Here is a 17,769-nt window from a genome sequence, read left to right as displayed (position 1 = left end):
AATGAAACGAAATGGATTCTTTCATAGGACTTGTGATATATTTAATGTACTTTTCATCTTTTAGGTATATAATCATAGTAAGTCAACCTAGGGAGTGTAAATGAATGTTGTCACGATATGAACAATTTAAACCTGAATTACTGGATATTATCGAGAGTCTCGAACAATTTTACATGGTCACTCATATAGATCACAACGGTTCTATTACTTATACAAATAAAGCGTTTTTAGAAACGAGTAAATGGACACCCAAACGTGTACTCGGGAAAACCCTTTGGCAAATGTTCCCGAATACGGAAATAGGTCAACAGGAAGCGACAGAAATCTGGGAACATGTATCAAACGGTAAACCTTGGTCAGGAACCGTCGAAAAAGTGAGCAGGGTTGGGGATCCTTATTATGTAAAAATGACAGCCATTCCCATCATTCGTTCTACTGATGAATTGGTTTCTGTGATTACCTTTGAATTAGATATGACAAAGGATGTCCAGCTCCATCAACGCCTTGAGCAAATCGCATTCTTTGATTATGAAACGGGACTTATGAGTCGCCATAACTTAGAAACTACTGTCAACAAATCTATTGCACAGAAAAGTAGTTTCGCTTTTGTTTACCTGGCTATCGATCATTTTTATGCAATACAAGACTTTCACTCTAATGAATCTCGGAAAGAAATTATTCAATCCTTTACAAATCGTATAAAACGCTTTTTCCAAAACAGCCAAATTGCACGTGTCGGCGTCAATGAATTTGTCGTGTTGACACAATATGCAGACTGGTTCATCGAAGGTTTCAACGACTTTTTAGACCGCCATCCTATCTACATAGAGAATGATCCTTTATCCGTAACAGTTAGTGGCGGAATTATTCGATATCCTGAAGATCAAGAAACATATACGAACATGATGAAAGCGGCTATATCCGCTACACAAGATGTGATGAATCAAGGAGGCGGAAAGATTACAACACTTTCTACTGCTTCCCATAAAGCATTAAATCGGAAATCTTTGATTCATAAAAAACTAATTTCTGCACTACAAGATCATAAATTGCAAGTTGCCTATCAACCTCAAATTGATAGTCAAACAGGAGATGTTTTATTATACGAAGCGTTAGTTCGCTGGTATGATGACGAGCTCGGGCACATTTCCCCCGATGAACTCATTCCCATTGCAGAGGAACATGGGCTCATTCAGAAAATCGGTGAATTTGTTTTAACAGAAGCAGCCCAACTAGCAGCGACCTTACATCACGCAAATCAACCAACAAACATCTCTGTGAACACATCCGTTCGAGAATTTAAAGACCCTAAACATAACAAGCAAATTATGAGTATCCTTCAGAAGGCATCTTGTCCTCCTGAACTAATTCAACTTGAAATAACTGAAACTTTTGCTTTTAAAGCAGAGGAAGAAAATTCGATTTCAAGTCAAATGAAAGTGTTAAAAGATGCGGGAGTAGAATTTGCGCTAGATGATTTCGGAACAGGGTTTGCATCTTTCCGGTATATGCAGTCTCTGCCAATTACGAAAATTAAAATCGATAAATTGTTTATCAACTCTTTAACGACCCATGAACAAACGAAAAAGCTTGTAAACGGCATGATACAATTCGCAAAGTCAATGGATATGTACGTTGTCGCTGAAGGCGTTGAAACAGAAGAACAACTAACCCTTCTAAAACAACTCGAAGTTGATGCCTTACAAGGATATTTTATTGGTCATCCAATGACGAAAAAAGAGATTACATCTACCCTTCATTCATAAAAACGGAGTCGTTCCTACGTGGACGCTCCGTTTTTCATTTCCTTTCTTAAACTGACGAAAATTAGTATCTGTGAAGTTAGTCAATTACTATTCTTTTAATAGTATTTATGAATCGTAAATAATATATCGATATTATTTACAGAATAGTGTAAAGTATTAAGGGGGTTTAAATTATTATACGAGGGGGATGGCTGATGAAGGTATTAACACGTTGGTCAAATAATATTATGGAACGGTATTTACCTGATCCATATGTGTTCGTCGCAATTTTAACATTGCTCGTATTTGTCCTGGGACTGATATTCACAGATTCAGGTCCGCTTGACATGGTCGTTCATTGGGGGGACGGCTTTTGGGGATTATTGTCATTTACGATGCAAATGGTCGTTGTTCTTGTTGCTGGTTATGTATTAGCGATTAGCCCGGTATTTAAGAAATTACTTAGTACCCTTGCGAATATGGCAAAATCACCAGGCACGGCTATTTTACTAGTTACGATTGTTTCATTAATCGCATGCTGGATTAACTGGGGATTCGGACTTGTCATCGGGGCACTTTTTGCGAAAGAGATTGCAAAGAAAGTGACGACAGTAGATTACCGCCTTTTAATCGCAAGTGCTTACTCAGGATTTATTATCTGGCACGGTGGACTCGCCGGCTCGATCCCGCTGTCTATTGCCACTGCAGATCATCCTTTTGCTGACATAATGGGCGTTGTGCCAACAGTTGAAACAATTTTTTCAACCTATAATTTGGTGATTGTCATTGTATTGTTCATTTCCGTTCCATTACTGAATCGTTTTATGATGCCGAAACCAGAAGATACTTTTTCGATAGACCCAAAACTATTAGAAGATGAAGTTGAGGTCGAGGAAAAGAAAGAAATGATTACACCAGCTGACAAACTGGAAAATAGCGTTTTACTATCGATGCTTATCGGAGCACTTGGACTCGTCTATTTGATTAATCATTTTTCTACAAATGGCTTTGACTTGAACTTAAATATTGTTAATTTAATTTTCTTTATTCTAGGTATAATTTTTCACGGAACTCCGAAACGCTTTCTGGCTGCAATTGCCACAGCAGTCAAAACTGCCGGCGGGATTATTTTCCAGTTCCCTTTTTACGCGGGGATTATGGGAATGATGGTTGCATCTGGATTAGCTGGCGTGATATCTGAAGGATTTGTTGCAATTTCAACGGAAGCAACATTTCCTCTCTTTAGTTTTTACGCGGCAGGGATTGTGAACTTTTTTGTACCTTCGGGAGGCGGTCAATGGGCCGTGCAAGCGCCTATTATGCTTGAGGCTGCTCAATCCCTCGGCGTCAGTTATTCTAAAACAGCAATGGCAATAGCTTGGGGCGATGCTTGGACAAACATGATTCAACCATTCTGGGCACTGCCTGCACTTGCCATCGCAGGTTTACGCGCCAAAGATATTATGGGGTATTGTGTATTTGTTCTAATATTAAGTGGCATCGTCATTAGTTTAGGATTGTTTTTCTTTTAATAATTCTACTAATCCGAAGGGACATCTGTCTCCCTTCGGATTTTTTTACTTTTAATCTCTAAAAGTTTATTCCTCTCATTTCGGGGAACAATTTATTACGAGAACATTGATGAATATTGGAGGGATTTCATTGTCAAAAGATCAATATGAAAAAGTTGATAAGCAAGTACCTGCACAAACGCAAAACCAACAACCCGGCATCGAATCAGAAATGACGCCTGCACCTATTTATGATGATGAAAACTACAAAGGTTCCGGAAAATTAAAAGGTAAAAACGTGCTCATTACCGGCGGGGACAGTGGGATTGGAAGAGCAGTTGCTGTTGCCTATGCTAAAGAAGGTGCCAATGTTGCCATCGCTTATCTCGCCGAACAAGAAGATGCAGATGCCGATAAAACAGTTGAACTCATAGAAAAATATGGCGTGAAATCTTATAAGATTAGGATTGATATTAGCGAGGAAGAACATTGTGAACAGTTGGTTGATAAAGTGATAGACGAGTTTGGCAGCTTGGACATTTTAGTCAACAATGCCGGCAAACAATTTCCACAAAAAGAGATTGCAGCCATTTCAGAAGACCAATTACGAGATACTTTTGAAACAAACTTTTTCGGTCTTTTTTACCTATCAAAAGCTGCATTGAAACATATGAAAAAAGGAGATGCAATCATCAATACCTCCTCCGTGACAGCTTATAATGGCTCGGCCAATTTGCTCGATTATTCCGCTACCAAAGGCGCCATCACTTCATTTACACGTTCACTTGCACTGAATGTAGCGGAAAAAGGCATTCGAGTAAACGCGGTAGCGCCTGGTCCAATTTGGACGCCATTAATCCCTGCAACCTTTGACGGTCAAAAGGTCAAACAACACGGTGCAGACACACCTATGAAGCGACGTGGGCAACCAGCAGAAAATGCACCTGCGTACGTATTTTTAGCCTCGTCCGACGCCACTTATATAACCGGTCAAACAATCCACGTAGATGGTGGGGGCTTTGTTGGTTCTTAGACTTTAAAAACGTTGCATTCTTTTCAGGAAACGTTGTGTACTTTGGATAACGTTGCGAACTTTTTTTCTCATTCACATTGGAAATCTTCCACCTTCAAATAAACAATGTTAAAATGCTTTCAAAATGGACATATGCGCCATTTTGAAAGCATTTCCTCATTCTTCTGCGAGCACTCGAATACATGTTAGAACGCCATTTTTCAAATCTTCTTCTGACCAGCTTGGAATAGCACCCTGCTCGATCGCAAGTTCATGAGAGGCTGGGATATGAATAAATCCAGCTTTAATAGGTGTTTGCTGTTTATTCGCGTAATGCAGTGCCCGATACATGACATTGTTACATAAATAAGCGCCTGCTGTATTAGAAATCTTGGCCGGTAATCTTGCATCATTGAGGGTTTCAACCATTTCACGAATTGGCAATGTTGAAAAATAACCGTCTGCCCCTCCTTCAATAATCACCTCATCGACTGGTGCGTAGCCGCTGTTATCTTTTGGACCATCGTTAACGTTGATCGCAATACGCTCGGGTGTTATTTTAGAACGGCCCCCAGCAAGTCCAAGCGAAATAATCGCATCGGGCTGTATTTTTTCAATATGGTTCATAAGCGTTGGACCCGATTTTTCAAATTCCACAGGTAGCACTTCACTATGTATGACGTATTGACCAATTTCCATTCCATGTAAAGCTTCTACAATTTTCATCGTTGGATTTAAGGAAAACTTTAGAAACGGTTCAAATCCGGTAAGCAGTAGTTTTTTCATTGAACATCCTCCTCTTTTGTAATAATTATATATGAATTTAGATTGATTGACATAATTCGCCCACCAATGTTGCAAACTATGATGAGGAGCGTGAAGTGAATGAATTCATTTTGTCCGATAGCATGGCCGGAAGATCCGACACCGGAAAGCGTAAAAAACTGCGAAGAATGTGGTCTTTATAAACAAGGTACTAGAATGATCTGGGGTGAAGGAAATCCAAATGCACCAATTATGATCCTCCTTGATAATCCCGGCGCTAGAGAAAATCGTGAGGGTCAACCATTTGTTTGCGGCACACGAGATACATTGCAACGAGCAATCCATGAAGTTGGACTACACCAAGATGACGTGTACGCTACGTATATTTTAAAAAGAAGACCCATTCGTGCCTATGATAAAGAGAAAACACGACAAATTTGCATGCAGACACATTTAGATGGACAATTGCAAAAACAAAACCCTTCCTACGTGTTATGCCTTGGAAACGTTGCGGTTCAACATTTCTTTCAAAATCCGGATGTCGATGTCAAAAGTTTAAGAGGCAGGTTTCATCATGTAAATGGATTTCAGACCACTGTTGCTTATCATCCGCTTGCCGTCCGACGCCGCCCTAACTTATACCAACTATTCGTTGAAGATTTACAACTGATTGCCTCACATATTACCCGACTTAAATAAAAAACTCGACCCAACCGGATCGAGTTTTAAAAATTATGCTTCCGCCACTTCTTCTCTAGAATGTCTTCTTTTGAATACAAGTGCAAAATAACCGAAAGTAATCGCTAAACATACAACTGTAAATCCGATTAAAATGCCGTTGTTCGCCCACAAGAATGATATATCTCCTGTTGAAATCGCCGCTTTAAACGCAAAGACTGAATACGTCATCGGCAATAAGACGTTGAAAATCTGAAGTGGTGCTGGAATGAGTTCGAGTGGGAATGTCCCTGCACTTGTTGTTAATTGTAAGATTAATATTAAAATCGCTATGAAGCGGCCTGTGTCACCAAAGATTGAGACAAGCATCTGAACAATCGAAATGAATGTGTAACTTGTCAAAATTGCAGTGACCACAAATAATGGCGTATTCGTTGTTTCCATGCCTAGCGCAAATTTCACGATGCCTACCGCAATAAGCGCCTGAATTAACCCAACAATCGCTAATACAGATACCTTACTCAAAAACCATGCAAATGGACCAGTCGGCTTGACTGCTGGTTCAACTAGTGGGAATACGATAGACAACAGTAATGCCCCGACAAATAATCCTAATGACAAGAAATAAGGCGCAAATCCGGTTCCGTAATTCGGTACGTGGTTAATACCATTTTGTTCAACATCTACTGGTGATGCTGCCATTTCATATGTCTTTTCCGTTGGTTTCACATCATTCGCTTCCGCATTCGCCTCAGCTAATTTTTCCTGTAGCGTTAAGACGCCTTCGTCCAACGCTGCTGTGCCATCCACTAACACTTTAGATCCATCCGCCAACTCTCTAGATTTCGATGCTAATGTTCCTGTTCCATCGTTAAGCGTGTCGGTTCCTTCCGTCAATGCCGTTAAGCCTGACGATAAAGAAGCAGAACCTGCCTTTGCTGAACCAATTCCTTCAGATAATTGGCCGAGACCCGCGGCAATTTCACGATTTCCGCTTGCTAACTCATTCACGCCGCTTTTTAACGTTGGGGTAGCATCATTTAGCTCTAACAATCCAGCAAGTGCTTGACTATGCGCACCAGCAAGTTGATCCGATGCAGTTACCAATTCCCCTGCCCCTTCGGATAGCGCAGACGTTCCAGCCGATAGACCTTGTAAACCTGTGGATAAATTAGCGCTGCCGCCTTGTAATTGTTCGAGCGCCGCGTGTAATGCTGTTTGCTGTTCTTCTGGAAGTGCCGCAAGCAATGGACCTAACTGAGCAGATAAGCTATTGATACCCGCCGTTAGTTCATTTGCACCGGCAGCTAATTGACTGGCTGCCGTATTCAGCTCTTTCGTTTTTCCATATAAAGTGCCAACCGCTCCGTTAAATTCACTTTCTTTTTGCCCAATTTGTCCATAACTGTCCGCCAATTTCTGCACGCCATCCGTATAGGTTGCCACACCTTCTTGTAATTGAGAGGCACCACTGGCAGCATTCTCTGCGCCAGATAAAATCGTCGAAGAACCGTTCGCCAATTCTTCGAGTCCAGCAGTTAATTCCTTAGCACCTTTTGCAGCCTCTCTTGCACCATTGGCAAGTTCAGCCGTACCATCAGCTAACGTAACTGTACTGCTTGCTAAGGTTTCAAGATAGCCTTTTAATTCGTCTGCTCCGTCTTTTAACTTCGCAGCTCCAATATGGATTTCGCCAGCGCCATCAGCTGCTTCACCAAATCCATCACCCATTTTCACAATAGAATCGAATAACTTCTCTGCATATGTGGAAGCCACTTTTTCATTCACTTCCGCACGAATTCGATCCATTGCCGTTTCACCAATTTGGGCTGATAAAAAGTTAAATCCTTCGTTCGGCTTATAAATAATCGTAAGTTTTTCAGGATTTTCATCTAGTAAAGTTGTTGCATGTTCTGAGAAATTTTCTGGGATTTCAATGACAACGTAATAATCTTGTTTTTGAAGCCCTTTTTCAGCCTCCTCTTTGGGCACAGCCATAAATTTGAAGGTCTGGTCCTTGATTAACGTATCTGACAATTCTTTACCAAGTTGTAGCGCTTCTCCGTCCAACTCTGCCCCTTCATCTAAATTTACAATTGCAACAGGCAAGTCCTCCATATTCGCGTACGGGTCCCAAAACGCCCATAAAAACATACCTGCATATAAAACAGGGATAAATAAAATTGCAATCATCGGAACGATTAATTTACGCGTTCGGAAAAGTTGGAGCCACTCCGCTTTTGTCATTGATTCTTTCACTCATTTCATCTCCCCATAAACTGACTGACCACTTTCCTCATTCGGTCATTTTGTAATAAAAAAACAAGTCTCATGAAAAGAGACTTTTAAAAATGGTCTCACTAATAAGCGTTACAATACGCTCTTCTTCCAGTTCCTCATCATGTGTTTTATTCCAATCTATAACGAGTGCAAGATAAGATTTAAACAACAGATACGCAACTAATTTCGTGTCACACTGCTTCACTTCTCCATTCGCAATTGCTTTCTTAATTTTCTCTTCGATGTAGGAAACAATTGCTTCCTCAATTTCTTGAAGGACTTCTGCGACAGCAGGTGTTCGTAATTCTTTTTCTTCATCAATTAGTTTTGCATATAATAAATGAGTTTCACGGAACTTCAACATATGCATTAACCTTGCATGTGCCTTTTCTTCAAATGAATCGCCTTCTAATGCTGCCTTATCAGCTTCAACACGCATTTCATCAATCATTTTCACGACAATCGCATTAAAAAGCTCTTCTTTATTCGCAAAAAAAGTATAAATCGTACCTTTTCCGACGTTCGCAATTTTGGCAACCTGATCCATCGTCGTTGCTTTATAACCAAAAAGCGAAAATGACTTTGCCGCGGCTTCTAGGATTTCCTGTCTGCGGTCCATCTCCCCACCTCAATTCTCAAACAACCATAATGACTATAACACGTTTTCAGTCACATGGTCAAGAGGGTTATTTCATTCGCCTATTAAACTATCATTTTTCAAGTCAATCATGCTCTTTAGAAACAAAAAACTGTCCTAAACTAGGACAGTCATTTTTTCATGAAGATGGTTCTCCTGTGGACACTCCCTCTTCAAATGGCTGTACGATAACAAAACCATCGCCTGAAAATTCCATTTGGATGGATTCGCCACTGCCTCTTCCTAGGAGGGTTCTAAAACTAATATCTGTACGGAATTCAGGTTCAAGATGTCCTGACCAAGCAACCGTCGCGTTTGGATCGGTTATAACAGGTTGACCTGGCTTTACAAGTAAAGTAAGTGGTTCATAGTGAGAAGTAATGGCAACCATTCCACGCCCTCTTAAGTTCACGTTGAATAAGCCTCCTGACATCATGCCGGCCATTTTACGCATTAAGTTAATATCCCATTCAATGCTCGGCTCAAAGGCGAGTAAATCATTCCCATTCACCGTGATGGATTCATTATTTAAATCAAAAATTGTAATTTTCTTCCCTTGGTCCGCCAAATACAATCGACCATTTCCCGCAGCTTTCATTAGGGCCGTCCCTTCACCGGTCAATGCTTTTTTGAACATTTTACCAAGTCCATGTTCTAACACTCGTTCACGTTCGAACTTAATGTTTCCCGTATAGGAAATCATCGATCCCATTTTAGCCCATACAAGATCTTGTAAATTCACCTCTAAGATTCGTGGTGTTTCTAATTCAAAAAACTCATTACTTTGTTCATCTTGTTTTGTACTTTGAATAAATTCGTTTAATGAATACTTACTCATCCACACACTTTCCTTCCTATCAGCTATACTATTTGTTATACGAAATAGGTGTAAGAAAGATTCATTTATTTTCCTTCTTGAGGATTAGCGATGATCCCCATGAAAATGATTGCATCTGTTTCTACATCCGTAATTGCAATGAAAAATGGACGATTTACTTTCATGGTAAAAGGTTCTTCAAGCGGCAAGGAAGTCGTTTCAAATTCAATTCCTGTAACAGCCGCAGCTTCTGTACCTTTTTCATTCACATCGAGAAATGTTTTTTGTTTCACCAGACTAATCCAAACCGGTCTATTTTCTTGAATCATCTTAGAGAAGTCTGCGTCTTTTTCAAATGCTGATATCATCCCTAATTGACGTAAAGCATCATTCAATAAAACCTCATAGTCCAATTGGAACCTTGGCAATTGAACCGTCCCTTTCTTCATTTCGAATGATTCATGCCACGTTCTCCAGTTTTCTATTGTCAATTCATTTTGAAATGCCTTTATATCTGTATGCGCTTTTGGTAAAAACACTTTCATATTCATTTCCCCGTCACCATAAGGCAACTCGACAGCTTGGAACATGTCATTCTCCATATAAGCCAATTCTTCAGTGAGTGCCATAAGCGGGACATCTTTGGTCGTTCCATCATCTAAATAAAATGGCTCATTCTTTGTCATTTCTTCGTCAAATTCGTATGACCAATCTCCTTTGAAATAAACCGCATTTAGTAAATAGGTGACCATATTTGGATTTAGCGGAGATGTTACCATTTCTGTGATTTTATCGTTCGTTGCATCTGCCACCCATTGATTGATTTTATCGGCAGATGCAGCATCCCCAATATCAATTTCTTCAATCTCGGCATTAAAATATTTTTGATTGTTTGCAGAGAAAGCTTCTCGGAAATTAAATTCCTTATTTAACCAAATCGAATTGGCAATGTCCAGCTGAATTGACTCCGAATCTTTTTGAAGTCGATTCATTAAAGATGCATTCGCTTTATTTAATGCTTCTGCATCAATTCCAACCATTTGAAGCGTTTCTGCAATCTCTTCTTTCGTACTCCCCTCCGCCCCATTGTATATCATGGACAACGCCATAAATAAACTGGTCGGCGAAATAAACAAATTACCATCTTTATCCGCTTCAATCTCTGTGAGTAATTTAAACCCGATGTCATTATTGGGCGCTATCATTTGCTTATAGTCATCCTCTCCAAACACTACACTCTTCATTTTTCCAGGATCTTTTGATTGCTCGTTCGTTCCACACGCTGCCATCATGAGTAGCAATGGTATGACTAGTATCATCCTGTTTTTCATTTTTTCGCTTCCCTTCTTCAATAGTTAGACCCTTAGGATTGGAAAAAGTTACATCGCGGTCACTATAGACAATTCCGAAGCGTTAAATACGTTAGAAAGTGGATAAGTAAGTAAATCAAAATGAATCATATTACAGCTTAACTTAAGAATTAAAAAGCATTGAGAGAAAGTACAAGACTTATCGCCCAATGCTTTTATTTACTTAAGAATCAGAGCTATTTTTTATGCTTTCTCTAATTACTACCCCACGTTTTTTCAATTCTTTAATATATTCTTCTCCTGGTACGATGTTTTCTGGTGGATAAACTCCCCGTTTTGAAATTGTTCCTCTGCCAACCATCTGGGCTACAATAGACATCGTACTCGCCGTCGCACGAGCCATCGCGGTAATATTCTTGGTTGTATCTTTTTCTGTCACCATATCATATTCATACGTATGTCGTGCACCGTCTTTTTCTCCGCTCACAATGACGCGTAAAAGCACAGCGTCTGATTTCTCGCCTAAATAAAGTTTCGGCGACAGGTGCTCTCTCATTACATCACGGATTTTAACAGCTTGCCCCTCGACTGTCACTTTTGTATCCCGTGATAACAATCCTAATTCGACAAGTAGTTGGAACTTTTCTGCATGACCCGGATAGCGGATTGTTTTGTACTCGAGCGTTTGTACATTCGAGAAAGAAGACGTTAATGTCGATGTGCCGCCCGAGGTATGGAATGCTTCTAGTTCTCCGTATTCATCAAAATGAATTACTTCAATTTCCGATAAAGAAGGGATTTCTTTTAATTTTCCATTCCGAATCACATGGGAAGGATCGGTATAATGATCGAACACCCCTTCAAGAGAAAAAACGACATTATAATTTAATGGCGGCTCTGGCTTCACCGGTATGCCGCCGACATATAATTTAATCGTCTCAACTTCGTCTAACTTTTGGGCACCGTATCCGGTAAGAATATTAATCATTCCTGGTGCCACGCCAAGATCCGGGATCAGTGTAACACCGTTCGCTTTCGCCTGTTCCGTTAGTCTAAGAACAGCCTCCGTTGCTCCGCCGATATGCCCGCCTAGGTCGATGGAATGTACTCTTTTTTCAATCGCAATACGAGCTACTTTTTCATTAAATGTATAAAAGAGTGCATTTACTACGACATCCCCTAATGCGATGACATCCCCCAATTGCTCATCATTGTTAGCGTTTAGTAATAACACATCTAACTTGTCAGACATCAGTTCTTCAGCAAAGTCTTCAGCCTGACGAACATTAATATCAGCTAAATATACTCGATCGACATCATCGCTTTTTACTAAATCACGCGCTGTCTCTTTTCCCATTAAGCCAGCTCCGAGTACGACAACCTTCATATTTCCATCTCCCCTTTTAGCGTTAATGTAACGGTCCGATGGCATTTTCTATTTCATTTATCTTTACGAATTATCGATTTGTGCCCTTTGTAAAGTCCCACTAAAATCTACATAGACACTTTTCCACTCTGTAAAAACATCTAATGCTGCAACACCTGAATCTCGATGCCCGTTTCCTGTTCCTTTCGTTCCGCCAAATGGGAGATGAATTTCCGCGCCTGTCGTTCCAGCATTGACATATACAATACCAGTATCTAAATCGCGCTGCGCTTGGAACACTTTATTCACATCTTGTGAAAAAATCGAACTGGACAGTCCATATTTCACACTGTTATTCACTTCAATGGCTTCTTCCAAACTAGTTACCTCGATTAGCGACACAACCGGCCCAAAAATTTCTTCTTGCGCTAAACGACTATCCCATTTAACATTCGTAAACAATGTAGGCTCAAAATAATGCCCGTTTCCTAACTCACCATCTTTAAGAATATGCCCGCCAGCTAATAGTTTTGCGCCTTCTTCTATTCCTATCTCAATATAGTTAGAAATCTTTTCGAGCGCTTTTTCATTGATGACAGGACCAATTTTTACAGTCTCATCTAAACCATTTCCGATTGTTAAATCCGCCATTTGTGCCACTAACTTTCGCTCAAGCTCTTCTTTCACTTCTTTATGCACGATGACTCGACTACACGCTGTACAACGTTGGCCAGCAGTTCCAAATGCACTCCAAAGAATCCCCTCTACCGCGAGATCAATATCAGCATCGTCCATAACAATCACTGCATTTTTCCCGCCCATTTCAAGGGATACCTTTTTCAAATGACGGCCACCGATTTCCGCTACATGACGGCCCGTTTCTGTAGAACCTGTAAATGAAATGACCCGAATATCCGGATGCTCAATCATTGCCGTCCCGACATCTGCACCTGATCCAAAAACAATGTTTGCTACTCCCTCAAGCAAACCAACTTTTTCAAATATTAAAGCCATTTCATAAGCCATCATGGGCGTTTCCGTTGCAGGTTTCCAAATAAACGTATTGCCCGCCACAATTGCAGGGAACGACTTCCACGTTGCGATTGCGACCGGAAAATTCCAAGGTGTAATGAGTCCAACAACACCTATTGGCGCTCGAACACTCATGGCAAATTTATTTTGTAATTCAGACGGCACCGTTTCTCCGACTAAGCGACGTCCTTCGCCCGCCATATAAAATGCCATATCAATTCCTTCTTGAACTTCTCCGCGTGCCTCTTCGATGACCTTCCCCATTTCGGTCGTTAACACTTGCGAGAGATGTTCTTTTCGTTCTTTCATAAGACGACCAATTTCGTATAAATAATCCGCACGTTTCGGTGCAGGAACGAGCGCCCATTCTTTTTGTGCTTTTTTTGCTGCTTCTACTGCAAGAGCGACATCTTCTTTTGTAGACAATCTAACTTGAGCAATTTCATCACCAGTTGCTGGATTCGTCACCGCTGTGTAGGTGGCAACATCCGCCTCTTGCCATGCTCCACCAATATAGTTGTTTAAGCGCATGTAAATCATTCCCCTTTCCATCAATCAACCCGAAAACATTCCCATTACTCAATGTAATTCTATAAATAATCGATAAACCCTTTTTAAGATAAAAAAACCCAGACACATTAGTATATGTCTAGGAATAGGGATAACATGTTATTTTTCTTTCGTTTTGTCTTGCATTTCAACGACAAACGTGTGAATTCGTTCTGCATGTGTCTTAATCGATGACGTAGAAACGTCAAATCGTTTTGCCACTTCACTATTGGTCATCGTCAATTCACCTAGAATTTTCAAGTCAAGTGCAACATTGAATACAGCTGCCGCGATGACATTCGGTTTTCTAAATCTAGGCTGTTCTTTTAAGAAGTACGTAATGCTAATATTTTGCAACAGCTCTTTAGCCTCTGGAACCGCATCGACATCGTCTAATACTTCTTGAACCATGTCAAGCGCTTCTTGTTGGTCTTCTGTTAGCTTTGTATTAATTAAATCATCAATGGATTTGTCTTCACGATTTAACATTAATTCATAAATATCTAGCATATGTTCATTATAAAACTCAATATCATTGTCTAGTTTACTTGTTTTTGCCAATTCAACAACATCATTTTCAAATGCTTGATTGACATCTTTTACGAACATAAAGGAAGTGACAGCAGAAAGTCCATTTGGATGTTTACGAGGGTTTCGAAGGCCAACACCAAAAATAATAAGCCCTTTCTCCTCTTCCAAATCTTGTTCCGCTTCTAAATAAAATGTTTCTTCGCCAAGTATTTCTTTCACTTGAATCAAACCGTCTTGTACATCAACTACTGTACCAAATAATATTACAGGATCTTGCCATTTTTCTACAATCGAACGGACAGTATCTCTAAGGGAACCATTTAATACGTTGTCCAAGTATTGTTTCCATATGTCTTGTCTTGCAACATATAGAAAGTATTCAGTGGCTGCCACTTCAATACTTTTCTCATTCCAGTAGTCTCCAAGCGTATCCATCCAACGTTTTCGGTGTCTTTCAAACAAAGTGATATCAAAACGTTCTCTAGATTGCTCATAAATGCCACCCAGTACACGCTCTAGTTCTTCCTCAATTAACGTATCAACATTGGCTTCGTTTTTACCTAAACAACATCTTTTATATTTTTTCCCACTACCGCATAAGCATGGGTCGTTTCTTCCTATCATCTAGCTCACACCTTTTCCTTCCCTAACACAAAGAATTCAAATAGCTCCGTGTAAGTAATATAGACCTACACGAAGCCGCTCCTTATATAATAAGAACACACTTATGATGATAAAATCAAGTTTTTTTGTTTTTATGTGAATTTACTGTGGATATATTTCCCACTTATAGAACAAAATAGGTTGATTTTCGCTTCAAACGGACACTTTCCGCTCCAATCAACGGAGTACATTAAACAGGCATAATACTTTAACTAGAATAATACTAATTTTGTATTTCAAATTTAAATCAGTAAATTCATTTTACCGAATTGGTTTTAACCTTATCCACACCTAAGTCACTCTTGGGCGGTTCAACTCGTTTTATGAAGAACGTTAAGATTAAAGCGAGTGCTGCAACAATTGTTGAAATTAAAAACGCAAAGTTAATGCCTTCTAACATTGCTTGTGTACCAATTTGTTTCTCAAACACTGCCAATTTCTCAGCACTTGCAGGAATCATTCCGTTCGCTTGCGCTTCCATAAATAAATCTTTTCCTCTCGATTCCATTCGGTTCGTCATAACCGTTAAGAGAACTGCGGAACCGATTGCCCCAGATACTTGTTGTAATGTGTTGTTCATTGCCGTTCCGTGTGGATTTGAAACCATTGGCAATTGGTTTAATCCATTTGTCATAACAGGCATCATGACCATTGAAATCCCAAACATCCGAACAGTGTATAACATCATAATGTAGTAGTAACCTGAATCCATACCTAACTTGCTCAAGTAATAAGTTGTAATAATCGTGATGGATAATCCAATGATTGCCATCGCTCGAGCACCATATTTATCGAATAACTTACCTGTAATCGGGGACATCAATCCCATGACGATTGCACCTGGCAGCATTAATATTCCTGCATCGAATGGTGAAATTCCACGTACACTTTGAACGTACAGCGGCGTTAAAATCATCGCAGAGAACATCGCAATTGATAAAACAATTGAGATCGCAGACGATAATGCAAACATCGGATGCTTATAAATTCTAAAATCCAACATCGGATCGTTCATTTTTAATTGGCGAACGATAAATAATAGTAACGCCAAAGCACCTACTATAATTGTACCGTAGACGAATGGTGATGACCACCCTTTATCGCCTGCTGTACTAAATCCGTAAAGAAGTCCTCCGAAACCGATAGACGATAAAACTAGTGAGAATAGATCGAGCGATACCTCTCGATTTGGCGTGATATTGCGAAGTTTAAAAGTCGCGTAAATTAATGTGAAAACCGCAAATGGCAACACAAGCCCAAATAATGTCCGCCATGAATAATGTTCAATTATCCAACCTGATAATGTTGGTCCAATTGCCGGTGCCGTAAACATGACAAGCCCGAAAATACCCATTGCAGACCCTCTTCGTTCAACTGGAAATGCCACTAACATAATGTTCATTAAAAGAGGCATCATCATCGCGGAACCGGAAGCTTGAATCATTCTCGCAACGATTAATAATGTGAAATTCGGCGTGACAACCGCCAATAACGTACCTATTGAAAATAAAGTCATCGCCGCAATAAATAGGCGTCTGTTCGTAAATTTTGTAACGAAAAATGCACTTGCTGGAATTAAAATACCATTCACAAGCATATATCCAGTTGTCAACCATTGTACTTCAGAAGGCTTAACAGCAAATTCATCCATAATGGTCGGCAATGCAATATTTAGTAATGTATTATTTAAGAAAGCTATGAAAGCACCAATAAATAAAATCGCAATCATTCCATATGGTGGCTTTTCATGCATTTGTTTAATATCCATATAACCCCTCCATATTATACAGCGTGTATAAAATTTATCCCTGTAGTTTTTCCACCTCAAATAGTTTATACTCACAGTACAAAAAATGCAACAAAATTTTATTTCCAATTCACATCTATTGATTTGTCGATGTTTAACGTCTAAAGTTTTGTTATACCAATAGTCCAAGGAAGGTGTAAACTTGAATATCCGAAAAAGACAAGTACTCGAACATGCTCAACAACTATTCGTTGAAAAAGGAGTCATGGCCACCTCTGTTCAAGATATTTTAACAAAATCCCAAATTTCAAAAGGAACATTTTATAATTATTTCCCTTCTAAAAATGATTGTCTAAAAGCAATTTTAGAGCTAGGATATGAAGAAACGAAAATCAGGCGACAAGAACTACTAATTGGACAAGACCGTGCGGACAAATCCATTCTCACGAAACAAATCGCCATCCGCCTTCAAGTGAACGTTGATCATAATTTATTACCAATCATTGAAGCCATTTTCCATTCAGGGGATGCAGAATTAAGTGCATTCGCCAAAAAACATCATCTCGCTGAATTGCAATGGCTTTCTAATAGATTAGTTGATGTTTACGGGAAAGATACCCTTCCCTATGCGGCTGATTGTGCGGTTTTACTGGCAGGCATGTTACAACATATGTTTCATTTCATTACAGCAAGTTCATATGGAAATATAGATCCGACAAAACTGATTCAATTCATTATGAGAAGAGTTGATGAAATGATGCCCTCGATGATCAGGACAAATGATGTCTTATTGGGAGAAGAATTGTTTCATTTTATCTCCATGAATCAGAAGGAAGGAAATCAAACAAAACATCAGTTACTAGAAGACTTGGCGACCTTCAAAGAACAACTAGACAATGAAGAGCAAGCGACAAGTGAGGAATATATAGATTTTCTGATTGATGAATTAAAAAAAGAATCCCCTCGAACCCATTTGCTCGAGGCAATTGCGCGTTCATTTAGGGAATCTTTCAGCGGAACGGTCCATGAGCATGCCGCCCGAAAATTGGCTTCTGAAATTTGGATTTTCGTCGAATCCTGTTCATCATAGAAAAACTAGGTGAAGAAAACCATTCAGTTTCCTTCA

14 protein-coding genes are annotated in these 17,769 nt (G+C 39.7%); 5 read left to right on the top strand and 9 right to left on the bottom strand.

What is annotated here, in order from left to right; translation table 11 throughout:
- The first annotated feature begins 104 nt into the window (after positions 1 to 104).
- The 3 genes from AB1H92_RS01600 (at position 105) to AB1H92_RS01590 (ending at position 4,289) form a co-directional block, all read left to right on the top strand.
- Entirely contained in the window at positions 105 to 1,766 is a 1,662-nt protein-coding gene (locus tag AB1H92_RS01600; RefSeq protein ID WP_115359855.1) for an EAL domain-containing protein, read from the top strand.
- A 194-nt stretch (positions 1,767 to 1,960) separates the two neighbouring features.
- On the top strand, positions 1,961 to 3,277 hold the full coding sequence (locus tag AB1H92_RS01595) for a short-chain fatty acid transporter (RefSeq protein ID WP_115359854.1): 1,317 nt from the start codon (positions 1,961 to 1,963) through the stop codon (positions 3,275 to 3,277).
- A 130-nt stretch (positions 3,278 to 3,407) separates the two neighbouring features.
- Positions 3,408 to 4,289, top strand: coding sequence for an SDR family oxidoreductase (locus AB1H92_RS01590; RefSeq protein WP_115359853.1), 882 nt, complete (start codon positions 3,408 to 3,410; stop codon positions 4,287 to 4,289).
- A 156-nt stretch (positions 4,290 to 4,445) separates the two neighbouring features.
- Here the strand turns inward: AB1H92_RS01590 and AB1H92_RS01585 are convergent, their stop codons facing one another.
- Positions 4,446 to 5,054, bottom strand: a complete 609-nt coding sequence (locus AB1H92_RS01585; RefSeq protein WP_115359852.1) for a pyroglutamyl-peptidase I — start codon at positions 5,052 to 5,054, stop codon at positions 4,446 to 4,448.
- Between the two features lie 99 nt (positions 5,055 to 5,153).
- Between AB1H92_RS01585 and AB1H92_RS01580 the strand changes: the two genes are divergently transcribed.
- Positions 5,154 to 5,732, top strand: coding sequence for a uracil-DNA glycosylase (locus AB1H92_RS01580; protein ID WP_115359851.1), 579 nt, complete (start codon positions 5,154 to 5,156; stop codon positions 5,730 to 5,732).
- A gap of 33 nt (positions 5,733 to 5,765) precedes the next feature.
- On the opposite strand, the gene AB1H92_RS01575 is transcribed toward AB1H92_RS01580, so the two are convergent.
- From AB1H92_RS01575 to AB1H92_RS01540, 8 genes are all read right to left on the bottom strand, one after another.
- The gene (locus tag AB1H92_RS01575) at positions 5,766 to 7,970 is read right to left on the bottom strand and encodes a YhgE/Pip domain-containing protein (protein WP_243835618.1); all 2,205 of its coding nucleotides are present in this window, start codon (positions 7,968 to 7,970) and stop codon (positions 5,766 to 5,768) included.
- Between the two features lie 70 nt (positions 7,971 to 8,040).
- Entirely contained in the window at positions 8,041 to 8,610 is a 570-nt protein-coding gene (locus tag AB1H92_RS01570; protein ID WP_115359850.1) for a TetR/AcrR family transcriptional regulator, read from the bottom strand.
- 157 nt (positions 8,611 to 8,767) lie between these two features.
- Positions 8,768 to 9,466, bottom strand: a complete 699-nt coding sequence (locus AB1H92_RS01565) for an AIM24 family protein (protein ID WP_115363998.1) — start codon at positions 9,464 to 9,466, stop codon at positions 8,768 to 8,770.
- 65 nt (positions 9,467 to 9,531) lie between these two features.
- Positions 9,532 to 10,776, bottom strand: a complete 1,245-nt coding sequence (locus AB1H92_RS01560; protein WP_115359849.1) for a serpin family protein — start codon at positions 10,774 to 10,776, stop codon at positions 9,532 to 9,534.
- 202 nt (positions 10,777 to 10,978) lie between these two features.
- On the bottom strand, positions 10,979 to 12,142 hold the full coding sequence (locus AB1H92_RS01555) for a saccharopine dehydrogenase family protein (protein ID WP_115359848.1): 1,164 nt from the start codon (positions 12,140 to 12,142) through the stop codon (positions 10,979 to 10,981).
- A 63-nt stretch (positions 12,143 to 12,205) separates the two neighbouring features.
- Positions 12,206 to 13,684 (bottom strand): aldehyde dehydrogenase family protein, encoded by a 1,479-nt coding sequence (locus AB1H92_RS01550; protein ID WP_115359847.1) that lies wholly within the window; start codon positions 13,682 to 13,684, stop codon positions 12,206 to 12,208.
- Positions 13,685 to 13,822: 138 nt separating this feature from the next.
- On the bottom strand, positions 13,823 to 14,857 hold the full coding sequence (locus tag AB1H92_RS01545) for a YecA family protein (RefSeq protein WP_115359846.1): 1,035 nt from the start codon (positions 14,855 to 14,857) through the stop codon (positions 13,823 to 13,825).
- A 295-nt stretch (positions 14,858 to 15,152) separates the two neighbouring features.
- Positions 15,153 to 16,664: a DHA2 family efflux MFS transporter permease subunit gene (locus tag AB1H92_RS01540; RefSeq protein WP_115359845.1), complete on the bottom strand. Its 1,512-nt coding sequence runs from the start codon at positions 16,662 to 16,664 to the stop codon at positions 15,153 to 15,155.
- A 181-nt stretch (positions 16,665 to 16,845) separates the two neighbouring features.
- On the opposite strand from AB1H92_RS01540, the gene AB1H92_RS01535 reads away from it, so the two are divergent.
- Complete coding sequence (locus AB1H92_RS01535; RefSeq protein ID WP_115359844.1) at positions 16,846 to 17,733, top strand: TetR/AcrR family transcriptional regulator; 888 nt, start codon at positions 16,846 to 16,848, stop codon at positions 17,731 to 17,733.
- Positions 17,734 to 17,769 lie beyond the last annotated feature (36 nt).

Source organism: Sporosarcina pasteurii (assembly GCF_041295575.1).
Lineage (GTDB): Bacteria > Bacillota > Bacilli > Bacillales_A > Planococcaceae > Sporosarcina > Sporosarcina pasteurii.
Note: the sequence above shows the minus strand (reverse complement) of the source record. Positions and strands in the feature narration are given on the sequence as shown.